Annotated in this window: 22 protein-coding genes; 13 read left to right on the top strand and 9 right to left on the bottom strand. The window is 65.3% G+C overall.

Translation table 11 applies throughout. From position 1 onward, the window contains the following. Positions 1-343: 343 nt before the first annotated feature. Positions 344-757, top strand: a complete 414-nt coding sequence (locus AC1DS6_RS14835; protein WP_477102660.1) for a nuclear transport factor 2 family protein — start codon at positions 344-346, stop codon at positions 755-757. A 38-nt stretch (positions 758-795) separates the two neighbouring features. Here the strand turns inward: AC1DS6_RS14835 and AC1DS6_RS14830 are convergent, their stop codons facing one another. Next, positions 796-2,007 carry an acyltransferase family protein gene (locus AC1DS6_RS14830; protein ID WP_477102659.1) on the bottom strand — a complete coding sequence of 404 codons (1,212 nt, stop codon included), beginning with the start codon at positions 2,005-2,007 and terminating at the stop codon, positions 796-798. A 260-nt stretch (positions 2,008-2,267) separates the two neighbouring features. On the opposite strand from AC1DS6_RS14830, the gene AC1DS6_RS14825 reads away from it, so the two are divergent. After that, positions 2,268-2,726: a (2Fe-2S)-binding protein gene (locus AC1DS6_RS14825; RefSeq protein WP_441626466.1), complete on the top strand. Its 459-nt coding sequence runs from the start codon at positions 2,268-2,270 to the stop codon at positions 2,724-2,726. 20 nt (positions 2,727-2,746) lie between these two features. Then, positions 2,747-4,993: a xanthine dehydrogenase family protein molybdopterin-binding subunit gene (locus AC1DS6_RS14820; RefSeq protein WP_441626464.1), complete on the top strand. Its 2,247-nt coding sequence runs from the start codon at positions 2,747-2,749 to the stop codon at positions 4,991-4,993. A gap of 12 nt (positions 4,994-5,005) precedes the next feature. On the opposite strand, the gene AC1DS6_RS14815 is transcribed toward AC1DS6_RS14820, so the two are convergent. Next, on the bottom strand, positions 5,006-5,896 hold the full coding sequence (locus AC1DS6_RS14815; RefSeq protein ID WP_477102658.1) for an anti-sigma factor family protein: 891 nt from the start codon (positions 5,894-5,896) through the stop codon (positions 5,006-5,008). Further along, the gene (locus AC1DS6_RS14810) at positions 5,883-6,671 is read right to left on the bottom strand and encodes an RNA polymerase sigma factor (protein ID WP_477102666.1); all 789 of its coding nucleotides are present in this window, start codon (positions 6,669-6,671) and stop codon (positions 5,883-5,885) included. The genes AC1DS6_RS14815 and AC1DS6_RS14810 overlap by 14 nt, the downstream gene beginning before the upstream one ends. A gap of 100 nt (positions 6,672-6,771) precedes the next feature. Between AC1DS6_RS14810 and AC1DS6_RS14805 the strand changes: the two genes are divergently transcribed. The 7 genes from AC1DS6_RS14805 to AC1DS6_RS14775 all read left to right on the top strand — a co-directional run bounded on the left by AC1DS6_RS14805 (position 6,772) and on the right by AC1DS6_RS14775 (position 12,082). After that, on the top strand, positions 6,772-7,653 hold the full coding sequence (locus AC1DS6_RS14805) for a metallophosphoesterase family protein (RefSeq protein ID WP_276286770.1): 882 nt from the start codon (positions 6,772-6,774) through the stop codon (positions 7,651-7,653). A gap of 48 nt (positions 7,654-7,701) precedes the next feature. Continuing rightward, complete coding sequence (locus AC1DS6_RS14800; protein ID WP_441626458.1) at positions 7,702-8,082, top strand: cupredoxin domain-containing protein; 381 nt, start codon at positions 7,702-7,704, stop codon at positions 8,080-8,082. A 346-nt stretch (positions 8,083-8,428) separates the two neighbouring features. Beyond that, complete coding sequence (locus tag AC1DS6_RS14795; RefSeq protein WP_045239210.1) at positions 8,429-8,713, top strand: ArsR/SmtB family transcription factor; 285 nt, start codon at positions 8,429-8,431, stop codon at positions 8,711-8,713. Positions 8,714-8,872: 159 nt separating this feature from the next. Then, entirely contained in the window at positions 8,873-9,481 is a 609-nt protein-coding gene (locus AC1DS6_RS14790) for a 2OG-Fe(II) oxygenase (protein ID WP_477102657.1), read from the top strand. A gap of 63 nt (positions 9,482-9,544) precedes the next feature. After that, on the top strand, positions 9,545-10,261 hold the full coding sequence (locus AC1DS6_RS14785; RefSeq protein WP_441626454.1) for a Crp/Fnr family transcriptional regulator: 717 nt from the start codon (positions 9,545-9,547) through the stop codon (positions 10,259-10,261). A 612-nt stretch (positions 10,262-10,873) separates the two neighbouring features. After that, the gene (locus tag AC1DS6_RS14780; protein WP_441626452.1) at positions 10,874-11,092 is read left to right on the top strand and encodes a hypothetical protein; all 219 of its coding nucleotides are present in this window, start codon (positions 10,874-10,876) and stop codon (positions 11,090-11,092) included. A 135-nt stretch (positions 11,093-11,227) separates the two neighbouring features. Continuing rightward, on the top strand, positions 11,228-12,082 hold the full coding sequence (locus AC1DS6_RS14775; protein WP_441626450.1) for a LysR family transcriptional regulator: 855 nt from the start codon (positions 11,228-11,230) through the stop codon (positions 12,080-12,082). 12 nt (positions 12,083-12,094) lie between these two features. Here the strand turns inward: AC1DS6_RS14775 and AC1DS6_RS14770 are convergent, their stop codons facing one another. Next, the gene (locus AC1DS6_RS14770) at positions 12,095-13,099 is read right to left on the bottom strand and encodes a zinc-dependent alcohol dehydrogenase family protein (protein WP_477102656.1); all 1,005 of its coding nucleotides are present in this window, start codon (positions 13,097-13,099) and stop codon (positions 12,095-12,097) included. Between the two features lie 389 nt (positions 13,100-13,488). Between AC1DS6_RS14770 and AC1DS6_RS14765 the strand changes: the two genes are divergently transcribed. From AC1DS6_RS14765 to groL, 3 genes are all read left to right on the top strand, one after another. Then, complete coding sequence (locus AC1DS6_RS14765; protein ID WP_477102655.1) at positions 13,489-14,637, top strand: YebO family protein; 1,149 nt, start codon at positions 13,489-13,491, stop codon at positions 14,635-14,637. 364 nt (positions 14,638-15,001) lie between these two features. Then, a complete protein-coding gene (gene groES, locus AC1DS6_RS14760) occupies positions 15,002-15,292 on the top strand; it encodes a co-chaperone GroES (RefSeq protein ID WP_006160236.1) in 291 nt (96 codons plus the stop codon). Positions 15,293-15,332: 40 nt separating this feature from the next. Continuing rightward, positions 15,333-16,976, top strand: a complete 1,644-nt coding sequence (gene groL, locus AC1DS6_RS14755) for a chaperonin GroEL (RefSeq protein WP_150988476.1) — start codon at positions 15,333-15,335, stop codon at positions 16,974-16,976. Between the two features lie 132 nt (positions 16,977-17,108). Here the strand turns inward: groL and AC1DS6_RS14750 are convergent, their stop codons facing one another. From AC1DS6_RS14750 to AC1DS6_RS14730, 5 genes are all read right to left on the bottom strand, one after another. Beyond that, positions 17,109-17,897 (bottom strand): metallophosphoesterase, encoded by a 789-nt coding sequence (locus AC1DS6_RS14750; protein WP_477102654.1) that lies wholly within the window; start codon positions 17,895-17,897, stop codon positions 17,109-17,111. Positions 17,898-18,015: 118 nt separating this feature from the next. Beyond that, the gene (locus AC1DS6_RS14745; RefSeq protein WP_477102653.1) at positions 18,016-18,687 is read right to left on the bottom strand and encodes a methyltransferase family protein; all 672 of its coding nucleotides are present in this window, start codon (positions 18,685-18,687) and stop codon (positions 18,016-18,018) included. A gap of 50 nt (positions 18,688-18,737) precedes the next feature. Beyond that, entirely contained in the window at positions 18,738-20,228 is a 1,491-nt protein-coding gene (locus AC1DS6_RS14740; RefSeq protein WP_477102652.1) for a vWA domain-containing protein, read from the bottom strand. A 20-nt stretch (positions 20,229-20,248) separates the two neighbouring features. Continuing rightward, positions 20,249-20,881 carry a TadE family protein gene (locus tag AC1DS6_RS14735; protein WP_477102651.1) on the bottom strand — a complete coding sequence of 211 codons (633 nt, stop codon included), beginning with the start codon at positions 20,879-20,881 and terminating at the stop codon, positions 20,249-20,251. Beyond that, positions 20,881-21,342: a TadE/TadG family type IV pilus assembly protein gene (locus AC1DS6_RS14730; RefSeq protein ID WP_477102650.1), complete on the bottom strand. Its 462-nt coding sequence runs from the start codon at positions 21,340-21,342 to the stop codon at positions 20,881-20,883. Before AC1DS6_RS14730 ends, AC1DS6_RS14735 begins: the two co-directional genes overlap by 1 nt. Between the last annotated feature and the right edge of the window lie 16 nt (positions 21,343-21,358).

Raw genomic sequence — 21,358 nt, 5'->3', positions numbered from 1 at the left:
GGCAAGTTGCACGCGCGGCCCAGCCTAATCGACCAATATAGCGGCGATATGCCGGGAGCACGAGGCGATAAGCCCAGGTGTGTTCCCGCTGTTCGCACTAGCGCGCCGCGCGGTTTTGCGGTATGCAAGCCGGCGCAGTGGCTCCCGAACGGCGCCGGCGGCCAGGCTGGCGCCGTGATGCACGGCGCGTATCGTCCAGGTCCCGCGGCCATTTCGGTTAATGCCCCCCTGAGGAGGGGTATCGCGGAAGACTTCATCCACGATTACCTCGCGCGTAATCGCGCACGGCGCTGCGCGCGCCGATGATATGGACAGCTTCCTCACTCAACCCAAGGAGAACGCCATGTCCGAATCGGATCGCACCGCCGCTGCAGCCACTTTCGCCGCCCCCGACCTTGCCGCGCTGGCCGACCGCTATCTCGCGGCCTGGAACGAAACCGATGCGGCGCGCCGGCGCGCGCTGATCGGCAGCACGTGGACCGAGTCCGCCAGCTACGCCGACCCGCTGATGCGCGGCGATGGCCACGCGGGCATCGACGCCATGATCGCCGCCGTGCAGCAGCGCTTTCCCGGCTTTCGCTTTACGCGCGTTACGCCTGTCGATGCGCACGGCGGCAACCTGCGTTTTACGTGGGAGCTGGCGCCGGCGGGGGCGGCCGCGGTGGTGGTAGGCACTGACTTTGCCACGGTGGCGGCCGATGGCCGGCTGCAGAGCATGACCGGCTTTATCGATCGCGCGCCGGAAGGCCTGGCGTGAGCGTGAGGCAGCCTGCGCTGTCTCTGTCTGTCACGCCCTCACGCGCCTGCCCTTGGGCGGCGCGTGGCGAAGCGGCCGGCGAGGCGCCTGCCTGTTGCCATCGCCGGCAACTCCACCCAGCGATGCAGCAGCATGGCAAGGCCGAGCGCCAGCGCCGCGTCGATGGCGAAACGCGTGAGCTGCAGGCCCACTTGTTCCGGCGCCAGCTCCGGCATCAGCCGCTTCACGGCTTCGATCACCGTGGGATGGGTCAGGTAGAGCGCGTACGATAGCTCGCCCAGCCATACCAGCGAGCGCGGCACGCGCAGCAGGCCTGCGTGCTCGGCCGCCACCGCGCCGAACAGCAGCGCGCCCGCGGGCAAGCCGCGTCCCGCCAGGCTGAACTCCGGCTCCACCAGCCACAGCGAAAGGGCGAAGCTGCCCACACCGATTGCCAGCAAGGCGATGGCCACGCGGCGCGTGAATCGATGGCGCGCGCGCGCGTAGACCCATGCCAGCGCGCAGCCGAGCGCGAATTCCAGCACCAGCGGATTTGCGATCATGGCCACCCACGTCGAGGTGAACGGGTAGAGATGCGCCGGGTCGGGGTCCACCGCGCCGAAGCGCCACCAGGGCAACAACAGCGTGGTGCACCCCAGCACTGCGGCCACCACCAGCAGCGCCCGGCGCCGTGCCACCAGCAGGCCGAGCGCGAAGATCGCATAGAAGGCCATCTCGTAGTTGAGCGACCAGCCCACGTACAGCGCCGGATAGCCGAAATAAGGCGGGTCCTCGTGCGCGACCGGCAGGAAGGCCAGCGAACCGGCGAACACCGCCAGGCTCACCGGATTGAGCGTGAGCGCGTGCAGTGCCGACATGATCCAGTACGGCGGCGCAAGCCGGCAGGCGCGGCGGATGGAGAAAACCAGCGCCGGTTCGGGCTCGGTGCGCCCGAGCACCGCCACCCAGGCGATGATGAATCCGCTGATGACGAAGAACACATCCACGCCGACATGGCCGCGCTTGATCACATGTTCGGTGAGCCACGCCAGCAGCGGGAACTGTTCGCCGCCCAGGCGCAGGCCCGAGTGATAGACCAGCACGTAGGCCGCGGCCAGCCCGCGCAGCGCCTGGATGCTGTCGAGCGTGGCGGGCGCCGCATTCGCCACCGGGCGGCTGGCGCGGCTGGGTGCCGGGAGTGCTGCGGCCGGAGCGGGCTCAAGAGGGGGGCGCGATCCGGAAGGCAACATGGTGGTGGATGATTCGGGCACGAGTCCGGGCTTCCGTGTGGCTGGCTGCCGATAAGAAGCTGACTGCCAGCCTCGCAGCCAAGTTCGCTGCGTCCCTGGGGCCGGTGCCCCGTACTGCACGCGTACGCCCTTTTTGCACTATTCTCAGAAAGTTGCATGGCGCCCGCGCCGAGGCATGGGCGGACGCCGCTCACCGGCCGCCGGCGGCCCGGTGCGGCAGGAGTCAACCTCTGCACCATGCCGGGGCGGACCAGGGCAAACAGACCCAAGGAGCTTCCCCCATGACCACGCTAGTTATCAACGGCAAGCCTGTGCAGGTAGACGTTGATCCTTCCACGCCCCTGCTGTGGGCGTTGCGCGACAACCTCGGCATGACCGGCACCAAGTTCGGTTGCGGCATGGCCGCGTGCGGCGCATGCACGGTGCACGTAAACGGCCAGGCCACGCGCAGTTGCGTGACACCCGTCTCGGCCGCGCAGGGCGGGCGCATCACTACCATCGAAGGCGTTTCCGGCGACAAGGTCGGCCGCGCGGTGCTCGATGCCTGGATCAAGCATGACGTGGCCCAGTGCGGCTACTGCCAGAACGGCCAGGTCATGAGCGCGATAGGGCTGCTGCGCACCAAGAAGCACCCGAGCGACGCCGACATCGACCAGGCGATGGCCGGCAACCTGTGCCGCTGCGGCACCTACCAGCGCATCCGCGCGGCCATCAAGGACGCGGCGCGCGCGCTGGCTTAAGGGGACAAGGGGACGACACCATGCGAATCAGACAACTCGAAGCGCTGGCCGGCGGCAACCCCCGGGGCACCGAGGCTGCCGGGGCCGCCGCCACGCTGGACCGCCGCGGCTTTCTCAAGCTGACCGGCTTTGCCGGCGGCGGGCTGGCGCTGGGCGTGCTGCCCGTGCCGGCCGCGCTGGCGCAGGAAGGCGGGGCGCCCAAGGCGCCGCCTTCTCCGCCACAGGCTTTCCTGCTGATCGCGCCGGACAATACGGTCACGGTAGCGGTCAACCGGCTCGAATTCGGCCAGGGCGTGCATACCGCGTTGCCGATGGCGCTGGCCGAGGAACTCGACGTGGACTGGCGCAATGTGCGCGCCACGCTGGCGCCCGCCGGCGACGCCTACAAGGATCCCGCTTTCGGCATGCAGATGACCGGCGGCTCCACCGCGCTCAATCACTCCTTCCAGCAATACCGGGAGCTGGGCGCGCGCGCCCGCGCCATGCTGGTATCCGCGGCGGCAAAGCAATGGGAGGTCGATCCGTCGAGCTGCCAGGTGGCGCTGGGCGTGGTCAGCTCCGGCAGCCATCGCGCCACCTTCGGCGAACTGGCAAAGGCGGCCATGGCGCTGCCGGTGCCGCAGCAGGTGACGCTCAAGGATCCGGCGCAGTTCAAGCTGATCGGCAAGCCCACGCGGCGCCTGGACGCGCGCGGCAAGCTGGATGCCAGCACCGCCTTCGGCATCGACGTGCGCCTCAAGGACATGGTCGTGGCCGTAGTGGCCCGTCCGCCGCGCTTTGGCGGCAAGGTGAAGTCTTTTAATGCCGACAAGGCGCGCGCGATCAAAGGCGTGGCCGATGTGATGCTGGTGCCCGTGGATCGCGGCGGCACCGGCGTGGCGGTAGTGGCGGACGGCTACTGGCCGGCCAAGCAGGGGCGCGATGCGCTGGAGCTCGTATGGGAGGACGCCGGCTCCCGCGCTTCCACCAAGGCGCTGTTCGCGCAATACAAGACGCTCGCCGCATCGCCCGGCACGGTCGCGCTGCGGGGCGATACCGGCGCCATGTCGGGCGCCGCGCGCACCATCGAGGCGGACTATGAATTCCCCTACCTGGCGCACGCGCCGATGGAGCCGCTGAACTGCACCATGCAGGCGGAGCTGACCGGCAAGACAGTGCAAAGCGTCAAGGTATGGGTGGGGTCGCAGTTCCAGACCGTGGACCAGGCCGCCATCGGGCGCGTGCTCGGGCTGCCCCCGGCCAAGGTCACGCTCAATACCATGATGGCGGGTGGCGGCTTCGGCCGGCGCGCCGTGCCCACCTCCGACTATCTGGTAGAGGCCGCCAACGTCCTGCTGGCCTGGGTCAAGAACGGCCATGACGAGCCGCTCAAGGTGATGTGGAGCCGCGAGGACGATATCCGCGGCGGCTACTACCGGCCGCTGCATGTGCATCGCGCGCGCATCGGCATGGACGCGAAAGGGCAGGTGCTCGGCTGGCAACACACCGTCGTTGGCCAGTCGATCCTCGCGGGCACGCCGTTCGAGGCCTTCATGGTCAAGGGCGGGGTGGACGCGACCATGGTCGAGGGCATCGTCGAGAACGACTACGGCTTCCCGCTGCAGTTGTCGGTGCACCACCCGCAGGTGGACGTGCCGGTGCTGTGGTGGCGCTCGGTAGGCAACACGCATACCGCCTTCGTCAAGGAAACGCTGGTCGACGAAATCGCGGTGAACGCCAGGCAGGATCCGGTGGCGTACCGCCTTTCCCGGCTGGACGGGGCAAAGCACGCGCGCCATCGCGCGGCGCTGGAGCTGGCGGTGCAAAAATCCGGCTACGGCAAGCGCAAGCTGCCCAAGGGCCAGGCCTGGGGCGTGGCGGTGCACGAGTCGTTCAATACGGTGGTGGCCTATGTGGTGGAAGTGTCGCTGGTGAAGAACGAGCCGCGCGTGCATCGCGTGACGGCCGGGGTGCATGCCAACCGCGTGGTCAATCCCATGTCCGCCGAGGCGCAGGTGCAGGGCGCGTGCGTGTTCGGACTGGCGATGACGCGGCCGGGCTTTGCCATCGAGATCGAAAACGGCGCGGTGAAGAACAGCAATTTCCCCGACTATCCGCCGCCGCGCATCACCGATGCGCCGGTGGTGGATGTGTTCTTCGTGCCCTCCGGGGATCCGCCCACCGGGCTGGGCGAGCCGGGCGTGCCGGCGATTGCGCCGGCAGTGGCGAACGCGTTGTTTACGCTGACCGGCAAGCGCCAGCGGCAGCTGCCTTTTGTGCTGGGCTGAGCGGGCGCGGGCTCAGGGCGCGTGGCTGTCGCCGGCCGCGCGCCAGGCCTGCGTGAAGCGCAGCAAGTCGTCGGCGGACGCATCGGTGACGGCGGCGTAACGCATGCCGTCCGCGTCCCAGGTGGCGAGCTGGTAGCCGTTGCGTGCCGTCATCTCGGGCGGCGCGCGGTTGCCGCGAGCGCCGGTGTTTGTCCTGTCCGGTTTGTCGTCAGTCTGCAACGGCAGCACGAAGACATCGATGGGGTGCTGGTTGCGGCGGTAGACCAGCACGGCGACCGCCCTTCCGTGCACGTAGTCAAGCCGCCCCCCGACCAGCGGAAAGCCTTGCGCGGCCAGATCCCGCACGGTCGGCGCGTAGTCGATCCTGCCGTTGAACCAGGGCTTGACCGTGTGCCGGTCCGATGAGGCGACATCGATCGTGTGCCCCGAGAGCAGCGCGCGCACATGGCTGCTGACCGTCTCGCCTTGCACCGATTGCTCAGGCCCGTCGTTTAGTGCGTACCGGACCATGCTGACGCCCAGCGTCGCCACCGTGAGTGTCGCCATGGCGGCATTGGCGACCGGGCTCCATTCGAAATAGCGCCGTATCCGTTGCCACCAGGCGCTGGCGTTGCCGGAGGATGCCGTGACGCCACCGCTGCCGGCAAAACGCTGCGCCGGCTCCGCGGGGCTGGTGGCCTGCGCCTGGGCCAGTGCGGCGCTCAGGCTCGCGCGTAGCGCCGGGCCGGCACGATGGTAGGGCGCATGCGCGCGCAAGGCGGTGCCCAGCTCGCGCAGTTGGGCTAGTTCGGCGGTACAGCCCGCGCATTGCGCCAGGTGCCGTTCCAGACGCAAGGCATCGCCCGCGCCGAGTTCGCCGTCGGCACAGGCGTGCAGCAGCAAGCGCGCGTCAGTGCAGTTCATGGCCTGTCTCCCCGGCAGGTTGCGGCGGCGTTCCGTGCATGCCGGTTGCCGTGGCTGTCCTGCCCGTTGCCGGCGCGGCGGACAGGGTGCTTGCCGCGCCGGTGTTGCCGCTGGCGGTTCGCGTCCCCTGCGCGCGCAGGGCGATCACCGTCACCGCCAGCAGCTTGCGCGCACGGGCCAGTCGCGACATCACGGTGCCCAGCGGGATATCCGCGATGGTGGCGATGTCGCGATAAGGCAGATCCTCCAGTTCGCGCAGCACCAGGACTTCGCGGAAGGCCAGCGGGAGTTGCTCCAGCGCGAGATGCAGCAGGCGGACATCCTCGGCGCGCAACAGCCACTGCTCCGGGCCGTCGCCGTGGCCGTCCTGCCAGCCGGGCAGGGGCGTGCCATCGTAATGCGCGTCGTCGTAGCCCGCGCCGTCGCCCTGGCCAGGCTGATGCCGCTTGCGCCAGGCGGTGAACCAGGTATTGCGCACGATTGCCAGCAACCATGCGCGCGGCTGGTCGCCCCGGAAACTGTCGAAAAAACAGAAGGCACGCAGGCAGGCTTCCTGTACCACGTCATCCGCCTCGGCGGGATTGCCCGACAGCCAGCGCGCCAGGTTGTAGGCGGCGTCGAGATGCGGAAGCACCAGATCGTTGAATCGGCGGCGCCGGTCGGCTGCGTTCACGTCACTCCTTCGGCCCGACGGCCGAGCGTGCGCGTCGGTGCCGCTCGTCCTGCGTGCCTGCTTGTCAGCGTATACCTGTGACGCCCCGAGTTTATTCCCGATCGCCGTGTCCCACCGCGGAAAAAAATAGCGCGGGCGGCGGGAATAAACACGGCTTCGCTTCGGTATGACAGACATCCCCCAAGCCACGGATGGAGCCAACATGAAGCGAGCATGGAAACGGCGCGATTTCCTCGGGCTTGCCGCCTGCGCCGGCGGTGCGGTATTTGCGTCGGCCTTGCCCGGATGGGCGGCCGGGCGCGATGAAGCCTTTTACTTTGTCCAGCTGTCGGACGCGCACTGGGGTTTCCAGGGGCCGCCCAACCCGGATGCGCGCGGCACCTTGCCCAAGGCGGTCGCGGCGGTCAACGCGCTGGCGGAGCCGCCGGATTTCCTGATGTTCACTGGCGATCTCACGCATACCACCGACGATCCCGCCGAGCGCCGCCGGCGCATGCGCGAGTTCCAGTCCATCATCGCCGCGCTCAAGGTACCGGTTGTGCACCTGATGCCGGGCGAGCACGATGCCGGCCTGGACGAGGGCGCCGCCTACCGCGAGTTGTTCGGGCCCACGCACTATGTGTTCGACCACAAGGGCGTGCATTTCATCGTGCTGGACAACGTGTCGGATCCCGCCGGCCGGGTCGGCGCGGCGCAACTCGACTGGCTCGCCGCCGATCTTGCACGGCAGCCGCAGTCGGCCCGGATCGTGGTGTTCACCCATCGGCCTTTGTTCGACCTCTATCCGCAATGGGACTGGGCGACGCGCGATGGCGCGCAGGTGATCGAGCGGTTGATGCCGCATCCCAACGTGACGGTGTTCTATGGACACATCCACCAGGAGCATCACCATATGACCGGGCATATCGCGCATCACGCGGCGCGTTCGCTGATGTTCCCGCTGCCGGCGGCGGGGTCGCAGGCGCAGCGTTTGCCGCTGCCGTGGGATCCGGCGCAGCCTTATCGCGGGCTGGGGTGGCGAGAGGTGGAGGCGCGCCGCGCGTCGGGCGATCTCGGGATCGAGGAAAAGCCAGTCACGGGCTGAGGCGCGGTGGTCCGTCCATCGTGCCGGGGAAACAATCAGGAGTGGATCATGCCGGCAACACTGACACTACGGGAAGGAATCAGCCGCAGGCGGGCGCTGTGCTGCCTGCTTGCCCTGGCGGGCGGCGTGCCGCTATTGCATGGCGCGGCTGCCGAACCGCGGGTGATCAAGGTGCATGCGCGGAAGTTTGTCTTCACGCCGGACCGGATTGCGCTGCGCGCCGGTGAGCCGGTGGTGTTCGAGTTGACGGCGCAGGATGCGATGATGGGGTTTAGCGTGCCGGATTTCGGTATTCGTGCCGACTTGCCTCCCGGCAAGGTGGTACGGGTTCCGGCGATGGCGAAGACGGCCGGGACATTCGGGTTCCTGTGCGATATTTTCTGCGGGTCGGGGCACGAGACGATGAATGGGGTGATTGAAGTGACGTAGGGGGGCGCGACTCAGCGTCAAAGGCATAAAGTCAAATCTCGCCGATTTGTGCAGTGCGGTAGTTCGTCCCATGAGCGCAGTGACGACCGTTGCGCGACCACGCGCCGGATCGCTTGTGCGCATCCCTCAGCCGCGGCTTGTGCGAGCGGGCGCGGCCTGCACGCGCGTGTCGCGGCCTGTTGTAATCTTGTGTCATTGTGCGCCGGCATGCCCTGGCTGGTTGCTTTTGCCGCGCCTGCCGCGTAGAAAGTAGATGTCAGGCGGTCGCGGCGGGCGAGCTGCAGCAATCCCGACGGCCGGCGACGCACAATAACGATATCTGGACGACGAGCGGGAAGACGTGGCCATGGAGACCGATCAAGAAAGCACACTGACCTACGCGCTGCTGGCGGTGCCGGCGCGCGCCGCCATCTGCCGCGCGCTGCTGGATGCGGGTGACGCTGGCATGCCGGCCTCCGAACTGGCCGTCGTGGCCGGGCTGAGCCTGCCGCGCGCCAGCCATCACTTCCAGGAGCTGACGCAGGCCGACGTGCTGGCGCTCATCATCCGGGACCGGCAGGTGATCTATGCACTCAAGGCACGGCGCGCGGTGAGCCTGGCGCTGGAGTATCTCGACAGTAGCGGACTCTAGTCGCTCCCGGCCCACACCAGTTGTTCAGCCGGCGCCGGTCAAGCTGTCCGGCGCAGGATGCGTGCCGAATTCGCGCGCCGTCTCGCGGGCAAGCGCGTGCGGCGCGCTTTGGTTTTTTGTCTCGTTGTTTATGTTGTTCCGTATTGAAATCAGGTATCTATGTCCGCACTGGAAAGTCTGTTTGTCGCCCTCGAAGAGCGGGGCTGGGCTGTTTCCGACGACCTTATCGACAGCACGCTGGCCGCGCGGCTGCATGACGAGAGCCGCGCTGCGTGGGAGGCCGGCCTGTTCCACCCGGCCCGGATCGGGCGAGGCGAAGAGACGGCACGCGACGCCGGCATTCGCGGCGATTCGATCCTGTGGCTCGACGATGCGCCTGCCGGCACGGCCAGGCAGGATTTCCAGGCGTGGGCGGTGGACTTTCGCGCGGATTTGAACGCCAGGTACTTCCTGGGTTTGAAGCGCGAGGAATTTCACTTCTCTCACTATCCCGTGGGCACGGCCTACAAGAAGCACATCGACCAGCATCGTGCGACCCTCCACCGGAAGATTTCGCTGGTGCTGTATCTCAATCCGCAATGGGACGAGCACGACGGCGGCGAACTCGCTCTCTACGCCCGGGACGGCGATGCCGCCGCACTGCACCGCGTGCTGCCGAAGCGCGCGCGGCTGGTGGTGTTTCGCAGCGACCTGGTCCCGCATGAGGTGCTGCCCTGCCACAAGACCCGCTGGGCGCTGACCGGCTGGTTTCGCACCGATCCCGCGTAGAACGCGCTTTATGTTCCAGGGGCTGCCGTCCCGCCAGCAAGTGTCCAATCCGAGCCCATGCACATGAGCCCACACCCGCAGTCGCACGAAGGCCATGCCGCCGCCAGCGGGCAGTTTTCCGCCGGGCTGGAAGCCCTGCTCAGATCGCATGCCATGCGCCGCCAGTTGGCGAAGGGCGAGGTGCTGTTCACCTACGGCTCCAACCCGGATGCGCTCTTCTGCGTCGAGCGCGGCGCCATCAAGGTCAGCAGCACGGCGCAAAACGGGCGCGAGGCTGTCCTCAGCCTGCTCGAAGCGGGGCAGTGGTTTGGCGAGGTCTCGCTGTTTATCGATGCGCATCGCGTGTACGACACCCGCGCCGCCGAGGCGAGCGAAGTGCTGGTGATTCCCGCGGCCACCTTCCATGCGCTGATTGCACGGGAACCGCGCTTGCTGATGGAATTCACGCAACTGATCTGCCGGCGCTACCGTAGCGCGCTGGAATGGATCGATGAGGTGATCCTGATGCCGTTCCCGGTGCGCCTGGCGCGGCGCCTGCTTGCCGTCGAGCACGCGCACGCGCTGTCGGCGCAAGGCATGCAAACGCAGGGCGGGCGCCCCGCGCTGAAGCTGTCCCAGGAGGAGCTGAGCCACATGCTCGGCGTGTCTCGCCAGAGCGTCAACCGGCAACTCAAGGACTGGGAGAAGCAGGGGGTGCTGCGCCTGGAATACGGACGCCTGATCCTGTGCGACAAAGCAGCGCTGCAGGCCATCGGCAGCGAGGCCGCGCCGGCACCATAGGCGTGGGCGGCATGGGCGGCATGTGCGGTGCGCATCCGCAACCGGCATCGCGCATCGTCGCAACATTGAAATAACCGGCGGCTAAGATCCGGCGGGGCCAGCAGATACTTCTCCCTCACGGGGATGGCAGGTTTTTTGACGAAATCCGTGTCTGCCTGGCCCCGCCCTCCTTGCTGTTGCGCGCTATTTCGAAGATGGGAGTTGCGCGCCGGCCTATTGGCGATCGTCCGCGGTCCCGGGATTGTTGCGTTTTCTGACGGTTGTTTTATTGCACCGCAAAATGTGTCCCGTTGGCCTTTATATAACGCGATACGGTATCCAGCGCCTATAATTATTGTGCGTCGCAGCAGTTCGCATGCGACCCTCGGAAGCCAGGATGGAGCGCGGCACGAAGCCACTGGTTTTCCGTCCTCCCGGCTTGTTCATGCATGCGCGCATGGCCACTACACGCCATGGCAGTGCCGGCGGCCTGCGTGTGCCGGTTTCCATCGCCCATCGCCGCAATGTGACGCCCGCCGGTCTCCACAAGACCCGTTCCGCGGCCGTGGCCGACCATCCGGACCTTGGCCGTCCATCAGCAATTAGCGATCAACAATCAGCAAGAGGAGCGCAATGTTGCCGTGTGAGCGATGCGAGCGCCAGGCCGGCAGGCCAGGACACCTGCCGCCCCACCCGGACCTGGAGGCCGCGCGGACAGACGCGCCGGCGGTGGGTGGCGCGGCCTATGTCTATCGATGCCGCCAGTGCGGCCATACCATGGTGCTGCGCAGCCCCAGCCCGGAAGTGCCGGACTATTGGGCGCTGGGCGGCGACGAGGCGCCCAGCGCCTGAGCGCCTGTCGGCAGGGCCGCCGCTCACCCTGTTGTTGGCGCCGCGGCGCCGTGCCATCATCGCGCAGCCGCGGGCGATGTCCTTGCCGCGCCGCATTCAACTGCCTCTCAACTTCAAGGCCGGCAAATTCCGCAGATGGATTGGAGCGATATCAAAGTCTTCCTGGCGATTGCCCGCGCCGGCACCCTCGGCGGCGCCGCGCGCATGACCGGGCAGACCCAGCCGACCATGGGGCGCAGGCTCAAGGCGCTGGAGGAGGCCGTCGGGCACGCCTTGTTCCAGCGCACCAGCGAGGGTTTCGTGCTGACCGACGAGGGCGCTGCCGTGCTCGCCCACGCGGAGCGCATCGAGGAGGAGGCCATTGCCTTCGAGCGCCAGTTGTCGGGCCAGGCGCGGGAACTCGATGGCATGTTGCGGATTTCGTCGTCGGACTGGTTTGGCGTGCACATGCTGACGCCAGTGATCGCGGACTTTATCCGCGCCCATCCGCGCGTCGCGGTGGAACTGGTGACCGATGCGCGCCTGCTCAGCCTGGCACGCCGCGAGGCCGACCTGGTGTTCCGCATCCGCGCGTTCGACGAACCCGATGTCGTGCAACGCAAGCTGATGCAGATGGACTACGCGCTCTACTCGGCGCCCGGTGTGGCGCCGCCGCGCCCCGGCGATGGCGAGGGCCATGCCCTGCTGACCCTGGATACCGGCCTGGCCGACCTGCCCGACGTGGCCTGGATGCGCAAGCTCCTGCCCGGGGCCAGGGTGGCGTTCGGCAGCAACAGCCGCGAGGCGCAGGCAAAGATGTGCGCGGCCGGCGCCGGGCTGGCGGTATTGCCCTGCCTGCTGGCCGAGCGCGTCGGAGGCCTGCAGGCCATCGATATGGGCGAGCCGCCGCCGCGGCGCGATGTATGGGTCGGCTATCACCGCGACCTGCGCCGGCTCGGACGGCTGCGTGCCTTCCTCGATGCCACCATCGAGCGCCTCGGCGGTGGCTAGCGCGGCGCGCGCTCAGTCCTTCGCAATTTCCACCACCAGCTTGCCGCTGGCCGTACCGTTTTCGATGGCCTGGTGCGCTTCGATCGCGTTGCCGAGATGCAACTCGCGCGGGTCGAGCCGCATGGTGAGCTTGCCGGCTTCGGCCAGCCGGGTGGCTTCGCGCAGGATTTCGCCATGATGGGCGCGGCCCTTGCCGGTCAGCAAAGGCATCAGTGTGAACACGCCCGAATACGTGGCGGCGCGGAACGACAGCGGCGCCAGCGAGTGCGTGCCCCAGCCCAGGCAACTGACCACATGGCCGCCATAGGTGCGCGCGGCCCGGAAGGCACTGTCCAGCACCGCGCCGCCCACGGTGTCGTAGACCACGTCGAAGCCTTCGCCTGCCGTATGTTCACCGACATACTGTTCGACCGATGCCGTCGCGAAGTCGATCGCGGTGGCGCCATAGCTTTCGATGATCTCCCGATGGCGGGCCGATCCGGTGGCATAGACCTGCGCGCCGAGCGCGCGTGCGATCTGTACCGCGATGTGCCCGACGCCGCCCGCACCGCCATGCACCAGCACCTTCTGCCCGGCCTGCACCCGCGCCCGGTCGACCAGGCCTTCCCACGCGGTGATGAACACCAGCGGCAACGCGGCGGCTTCGCGCATCGATAAATTGACGGGCTTGGGCGCCAGCAGGTCGGCATCCACCGCCGCGTACTGCGCGAGCGAGCCTTGCAGGCCGCCCACGCCGCCGGTCATGCCATAGACCTCGTCGCCGGGGGCAAAGGCCGTCACACCCGGTCCGACGGCTTCGACCACGCCAGCCATATCCAGCCCCAGCACGGCCGGCAAGGGGTGGCGGGCGTGCGCCGCATTGCCGGCGCGGATCTTGGTGTCGAGCGGGTTGACGCCGCTGGCGAGGATGCGCACCAGCACTTGGCCGGGGCCGGCCTCCGGCCTGGTCAGCCGGACGGTCGAGAACGGCGAGCCGGCGGCTTCGACGATGAGGGCCAGCATGGAGGCTTGTGACATGGTGAACTCCCGAAAGGAATGTCGTGGGTTGGTGTCACCATTCTTGGTTATGCGCAAATTTTCGTAAATCAACTAATTTGCACATGTTTCATGCGTATCTGCATGACTGTGGGTGCGGCTCGGGGCTGAATCAGGGCGTTGCCGCTCAACCTCACGCCTCCGGGCACAGGCTTGCGTGCGGAGGCAATCATTCGGACTTGCACAGGCATGGCTGACTCATCACCCGCGTACGTCCTGTCATTCTGTTGATCCCAATCAAACTGTCCCGTGTACCGCCTCCTACCGTTACCTTGCGGCGCGTCATTCCCGCGTTGCCTGCGGTGTTTCGGGGGGCGCCGATTCGCATTACAGTATCCAGGGGCGTGAATGGAGCAATGAGTGCAATGAGGATGAGGTTAGCGATTTGGCTCGTAGTGATAGCCGTTCTGTTGCCGGAGGGGGCCGTCGCCGTCGACTTCGGCAGCAAGGGCGGGCCTGAGCCTGCCAACATCGACAAACTGACCGATCTCCTTCGCGAGGATCCCTATGATCTGGAGTTGCTGATCAGTTTTGGCACCTCCAAGGGCGGGTCGGCTGGCCATCTCGCCTTGGCGATCCGGGACGATGCGCCTGGCGACGATCTGGTCTACTCGGCCAACTTCTATGCCGACCGTACACGTAAGCACCAGAGCGGCTTCTACACCTCGGATCTGATGGTTGGCATCCCGAAGAAAGAGTACTTGTTCAAGACTGTCTCCTCGATCGCGGAAACGGCCTCGTTTGGCCTGGACTTCGGCGAGATCTACAAGCGCTCGGTCATCGGCGTGCGCGTCCGTGGCATACCGGCCAGCGACAAGGAGGCCTTGGTGGCTTACTTCAGGCGCATCAATGACGACTATCACCAGCGCGCCAGGAATACCGAGTATCACCGCGGCGAGATCAAGTACGACTACATGCGCCTCAACTGCGCCAAAACCGTCGGCGCCGCATTCAAGTTCGGGGCGGGCTACAAGGACCTGGAGGTCACCAGTGCCAAGGTCCTGTCCGGACGGCGGGTGGTGGCGGCCGCCACGGCCAACCTCCCCACCGAGATGGCGATGAAGCTCATCAAGGAGTGGGGCAAGCGCGGGTACGGCATGGACGTGGTGCTGTACAAGAAATACGGCGGCTCGACCTATATGGATCCGCACGAGGACGAAAAGGTGGCCTTCAAGGACCTGCCCAATCGTTTCCCCTCGGTCCTGTCCATGGATTTCCGCAGGGAGCAAGGCGCCTACGAGGACTTCGACAACCTCTTCGCCATGTATCTCCTCTACAACCTGGGCAAGTACAGCGTACGCGTGAACGAGCAGACGAGGCTGCTTGAGATTGAGAAGGACAAGCGACCAATGGCCTACCCGGAGGCAGCCAGACTTGCCACTCAGAGCGCCAGGTCGGACAGCGAGAATTTCCGCCGCCGCATCCCGTTTAGCCAGAGAGGGACAAGGATCGGGGAAACGCCGGATAACACGCACCTCTACGATTTCACTGACAAGGATGCCAGGACGGCGAAGCCCTAGAGATTAAAGCCACAGTCAGCCAGTCCACATGAAATTCCATGGTTGCCTCCCGGCGGCGCCAGCGCGCGGCTGTGCCGCCATTCCTCATAAGCCTCTGTATTTAAATGAGAATCTTGAAAGCCTGGCTGCGCCTCTGGCTGCGCGGGTTCAAGGTTGAACGAACTTCGGCATGAAGAATTTTGCCGGAGGAAGGGTAAACACGTATCAAGTCGCTGACTTGAAAACGTAAACCCCCGTCCCTATAATTAGCACTCGTCGGGCATGAGTGCTAACAGGCCTCGCCCGGCGCACCAATTCTGCTGGCCGTTAGTGCTGGCGGCCAATTTTGTGAACCTGAAATCACTTTTTGTACCAAGGAGTCCGTATGAATCTGCGTCCTTTGCACGACCGCGTGATCGTCAAGCGTCTGGACAATGAAACCAAGACCGCTTCCGGCATCGTGATTCCCGACAATGCTGCCGAAAAGCCTGATCAAGGTGAAGTGCTGGCCGTGGGCCCCGGCAAGAAGGACGACAAGGGCGCTTCGATCGTCCTCGACGTCAAGGTGGGTGACCGCGTGCTGTTCGGCAAGTATGCCGGCCAAGCCGTGAAGGTGGATGGCCAGGAACTGCTGGTCATGCGCGAAGAAGACATCATGGCTGTGGTGAACAAGTAATCCACGCACCCCATTCGTACCGATTTAGGAGATTCAGAACATGGCAGCTAAAGACGTAGTATTCGGCGACGCCGCCCGTGCCAAGATGGTCGAAGGCGTGAACATTCTCGCCAACGCAGTCAAGGTTACCCTGGGCCCGAAGGGTCGTAACGTTGTGCTGGAGCGCAGCTTCGGCGGCCCGACCGTGACCAAGGACGGCGTGTCCGTGGCCAAGGAAATCGAGCTGAAGGACAAGCTGCAGAACATGGGCGCGCAAATGGTCAAGGAAGTGGCTTCCAAGACCAGCGACAACGCCGGTGACGGTACCACCACCGCAACCGTGCTGGCCCAGTCGATCGTGCGCGAAGGCATGAAGTACGTTGCCGCCGGCATGAACCCGATGGACCTGAAGCGCGGCATCGACAAGGCTGTGGTGAACGCGGTCGAAGAGCTGAAGAAGCTGACCAAGACCACCACCACCAGCAAGGAAATCGCCCAGGTTGGCTCGATCTCCGCCAACAGCGACGAAGTGATCGGCAAGCTGATCGCTGAAGCGATGGACAAGGTCGGCAAGGAAGGCGTGATCACCGTGGAAGACGGCAAGTCGCTGGCCGACGAACTGGAAGTCGTGGAAGGCATGCAGTTCGACCGCGGCTACCTGTCGCCGTACTTCATCAACAACCCGGAAAAGCAAGTTGTCGCCCTGGACAACCCGTTCGTGCTGCTGTTCGACAAGAAGATCTCGAACATCCGCGACCTGCTGCCGGTGCTGGAGCAAGTGGCCAAGTCGGGCCGCCCGCTGCTGATCATCGCTGAAGACGTCGAAGGCGAAGCCCTGGCGACCCTGGTGGTGAACAACATCCGTGGCATCCTGAAGACCGCCGCTGTCAAGGCTCCGGGCTTCGGCGACCGCCGCAAGGCCATGCTGGAAGACATCGCCATCCTGACCGGCGGCGCAGTGATCGCCGAGGAAATCGGCCTGACGCTGGAAAAGGCAACCCTGCAAGAACTGGGTCAAGCCAAGCGCATCGAAATCGGCAAGGAAAACACCATCATCATCGACGGCGCCGGCGACGCAGCCTCGATCGAAGCACGCGTGAAGCAGATCCGTGCCCAGATCGAAGAAGCGACCTCGGACTACGACCGTGAAAAGCTGCAAGAGCGCGTGGCCAAGCTGGCCGGCGGCGTTGCAGTGATCAAGGTTGGCGCAGCCACCGAAGTCGAAATGAAGGAAAAGAAGGCACGTGTGGAAGACGCACTCCACGCAACCCGCGCAGCCGTGGAAGAAGGTATCGTCCCCGGCGGCGGTGTGGCCCTGCTGCGCGCTCGCGCTGCCATCGCCAACCTGACCGGCGACAACGCTGACCAGAACGCCGGCATCAAGATCGTGCTGCGCGCCATGGAAGAGCCGCTGCGCCAGATCGTGCTGAACGCTGGCGAAGAAGCTTCGGTCGTCGTGGCCAAGGTCATCGAAGGCAAGGGCAACTACGGCTACAACGCCGCCACCGGCGAGTACGGTGACCTGGTGGAAATGGGCGTGCTGGACCCGACCAAGGTGACCCGCACCGCGCTGCAGAACGCTGCTTCGGTCGCTTCGCTGATGCTGACCACGGATTGCGCCGTGGCAGAACTGCCGAAGGACGAGTCGGCTCCGGCAATGCCGGGCGGCATGGGTGGCATGGGCGGCATGGACGGCATGATGTAAATCTGCCGGCCTGCCAACCTGGCAGCCTGCTTTATCCGCATTACCTGTAGTAACAAAAACCCCCGCTGGCGCGAGCCGGCGGGGGTTTTTGCTTGTGCGCCGGTTGCCGCGCGGGCGACCGCTCCGGCGGCGTCAGAGTTCCACCGTGTAGCACCAGTCGAAAGCCGGGTTCTCCAGTTCGCCGGTCTTGCGGCGCACATAGCCGCGTGGGTTGCACACCACGCGGGCGTTTTCGAGGCGGTAGTCGAACCCTGTATGGGTATGTCCGTGGACCCACAGGTCGGCCTGCGCGATCAGGTCAGGCCGGCGCGAGATAAAGCCGCTGGAGACCAGGTCGTGGGAAAAGCGCGGGTCGAGGCTGCCGAGATCGGGGGCGTGGTGGGTCACCACCACCGTCTTGCCTTCGAAGGGCGTGGCGAGTTGCACGGCCAGCCAGGCGCTGGCCGCCTCGTGCCGCGCCAGTGCGTCGGCGGTGGTGAAGCGGCGCCGCTGGCCGTTAGCGTCCTCGACCTCGATCAGGCGATGGTCGACCATCACGCCGGCGCAGGCCAGCATCGACTCTTCGCGCCGGGCGGTGCCGAACAACGCGTAGTCGGTCCACCAGGTGGTGCCGATCACGCGGACCGGATTGCCCGCGAGGCTATCGAAATGGGCCACGGTATCGTTGAGCACCCGCACGTGCAGCGCCTCGCGGGCGGCTTCTTCCATTGCCGCATCCACCGGCCCGAAGGCACTCTCGTAGTATTCGTGATTGCCCGGCACATAGACCACCGGCCCGGAAAAAGTGCGCGCGGCCCAGTCGACGCCGGCACGGCCGTTGGCGATATCGCCGGCCAGCACCACCAGGTCGGCGGGGCAGGCGGGCACCGCCGCCGGCACATCGTGCTCGAGGTGCAGATCGCTGAGGATGCGGATTCTCATGCTGGCTCCATGCAATCCGTGCGCTGGCTCCGGGCACGGTTATGCGTGGATTCTTCAGAAAAGAGCGGGCCCGGTCAAGGCCGGGCTGTTAGGCGAACGCCAGGCACGGGCCCTGCGCTCAGAACAGACCCGGCAAGATGCGAAAGCGTACCTTGTCCCGATACGAACGATACGCGGGATCGTCGGACAGGAGTTTTTCCTCGCGCGCGACCCGGACCCCCTGCAGTACGAACTGCCCGGCATAGACAAGCAGGTTCTGCAGCCCAAAGTTCACAAGGAGGAAGCCGATGTCTGCAACGAGGTAGCCAAGATAGATCGGATGCCGCACGAAGCGATAAGCGCCGCGCGACACAATCCCGCGATTGGCGGGCAATATGCCGAACGACAAACGTAGCGACATCTTGGCGAAGATCTGCCACGCAAGCCCCGCGATCTGTAGCCCGGCACCGACCGCTTCGGGCACGATCCGCGTACCCGGAGCGAGCTGGACGGCAAGGAAGTAATAGCTGCCGCACAGCGAGCAGAGTATGGCGACAGGACTCCAGTCACGCCGGGCAGGTATCCGTACTATCAGCGACAGGCCAACCGTCAGGATCTCCGCCACCACGATGAGCAGCAGAGTAATACGCGTCGGGTCGGCGAGCCAGTGCTTGATCGCCACGCAGGCGAACATCACCAACAGGAACGCGGTACCGCCTCGCAGGCAGATCTCCAACGCTGCCTCGCGAAAACGCAGCAGCATCGGCACCACCGGCTCCCTCACAAGCTGGACGGTTTTACTGTCGAACATGATGCCCCTCGGGTTCCACTGCCAGTTGGCCCAATGCGCTGCGGAAACGCCTACTTGGAAATTCGCAGGATTTCTGATGCGAGTTTCGAAAAACACGGCTTGAGACCGCTGATGTTGGCGGCGTAGCAATAGATGCCCGCGGGCTGCTTGCTGTTGTACAGAGTGGCATCCGGTGTGTTCGCCATGTTCTTCAGCAGCGCTTCGTTGAAGCCGCCATTGCCATCCAGGCCGAGGGTGAAGATGTACACGTTGTTGTCGCGCAAATAGGACGCCATCTCCATCGCCACGTTCTGTGAAGCGTTACCGAGGTTCGTCGCGTTAAAGGTAGCCGCCACCGGCAAACCGGAGTTGGTGTTTGCCTCGCTGCCGACCACCTTGAACTTCAGCGTCGGATTTGTCTCCTGGCGTACGTCATAGGTCGGTGTCATGGCGGTCGGCCCGTAGGCGACAGTCGTGGTTGTTTGTGTATAGGTCCCTGCCTTGTTGCCGTTCCCGAGGCTTCCCGAGGTGTCGGTTGATGAACTCATCGCACATGGGCTCGGCATGGAAGCGGACTGCTTGTCGGGGTAATACAGTCCCGTGGGCGGGTTCGATGAGGCGCTGGCGCCCCCCGCGCAGGTCTTGTTGGCATTCACCGTGTTGCTGGTGTTGTTGACGGTCTGGGTGGTCGTGCACGTCTTGTTTTTGCCGTTGGTGCAGGTGACGACGTTGGTTGTCGTAGTCACGTCCGTGCGGGTACCCATGTTGTAGCTGGCGGCCAGCGTATTGGGTTCGCCATCCGAGAAGAACACGACAACGCGCAGGCTGGAACGGTTGGCCGTCGGAATCAAGTCGAGCTGCGCGCGCGCCTGGTACAACCCTTCCGCATAGTTGGTGGTGCCACCACTGGTCAGCTTGCTGATCGTGCTCTCCATGGTTGTGCGATCGAAGCCGCGCTGCGTCGTTTTGATTGCAATATCGGACACCGCACCGGCCGAAAAATGTACCAGGCCCACCCGGTCCTCGGTCGGGCTGAACTGATCCAGGAACGTGTTGGCGTTGCTCTTCACCGTGCTCCACACCGGGCCCATCGACCCCGACGAGTCAATCACGAAAATCAGGTCGAGATCCTTTCGGATCGACTGTGAAGTGGCGGCAACGGCGATATTGCTGAAGCCGAGCACCTTCATCAGCGTCAGCGGCATGGTTGCCGTCGCGGAAACCCCAATGGTGACTGCGCCAAGGGTTGGGGTGTCGAACTGTACCGAGGTCGTATCCAGCGTCGGTGTCGCACGCAGGTAGCCTGTGGGGAAGTTGGTGTTGAAGAAGTCCTGGGCGGCCTGTCGGGCGTTCGCGGTCTGGTCGGCCTGCGTACTGCCGCTGGTGACCGCCCTCGCTGCGGCGACGGCGGCGGAGTCGACTGCTGCGTTCAGCCTGGCCTTGATCACGTAGGCCATGCCAGCATCAATGGCGAGCCCGACGGTTCCCAGCAGCGCGATCATTAGCGCGGCAGCGATGAGGGTGATTTGTCCCCGCTGCTTGCCAGCATGTTGCTTCCTCATGGTTGCTCCTTGCCGTTGCGTCAGAATGAGGTGGCCGAATACAAATTGGGGCCGATATCCGGCATCTTCAGCACACCCATCGTCAGTCCCTTGAAGAACATGTCGAAGTTGTAGTAGGACTCGACCACGAAGACGATTTCGCCGTCGTTAAGCAGGCCGGCCATCGCATTAGCCGTGGGCGAGGAGGTGCCGCCGGTGGGCAGGCCGCTGCAGCTTCCGTCGCTCGCCCATGAGCCGCTGCCGGTGCCGCAGTTCCACACCTGGCTCCCTGGTACCGTGCCGCCCAGGGACCAGCCGCCTGTCCAGCGATACTGCTCAAGCACGATATTGCGCACGCAGCCTTTGCCGGCGCAGGTCTCGGCATTGCCCATGATCTTGGTGATGTAGATCATGCCGCGCTGGCTCATCTTCAAAGGCGGCGTGGTCTGGGCCAGCGTGTTCATGATGACCTGCGGTGTATAAGCCGAACTGCGCGAAGCCAGGTTGGCGCCCTCGCGCGTAAGGTTGACCAGGATCAGATTGGCCTGGATCGCCCGCGCGAAGTCGATCACCGGTAGCGTAAGGAAAATGAAGATGGGCAGCAGGATGCCGAACTCGATGCTGGCGATGCCGCGCGCGGCGCGCCTGCGGGGCAGTGGGCGGGTGCGTTTCATCAGAAGGCCTCGTTGCGCATGGTGGCAGCCACGCTGAAGTTGTACTTGCCGCCCGTGGATTTGAAGAAGGCTGCGACCATCGGCGTGAGCAGCGGCCACGAGCAGTTGACTTCGATCACCACGATGTCGCCGGCGCCGCCAAACATGCTGTTGCCATTGCTCTGGCTGGTACCGTTGACCCAGGTGCTGACCGTGGCGTTTGACATGTCGTAGACGCCCAGCGAACTGTCATGGATTTTCGCCAGCACGGCCTGGTAGCGCTGTGGCGAACTGCTCTGCCCGGTGATGGCGTAGCGTGCCCCTTCGCGCACGGCATGCTGCATGGTCAGATTGGCCCACATCATCGCGCTGAAGTCGACGATGGAGAACAGCAGGAGGAAGAAGAGCGGGGCCACTAGCGCAAACTCCACTGCGCTGGCCCCCCGCTGCCACCGTGATCTCTTGATTCCCTGGGTATGCATGGCTTAACCCCTTGTC

The organism is Cupriavidus sp. 05L310, assembly GCF_056398185.1.
The sequence above is the reverse complement of the archived record's forward strand: the minus strand, read 5'-3'. Positions and strand labels throughout refer to the sequence as shown.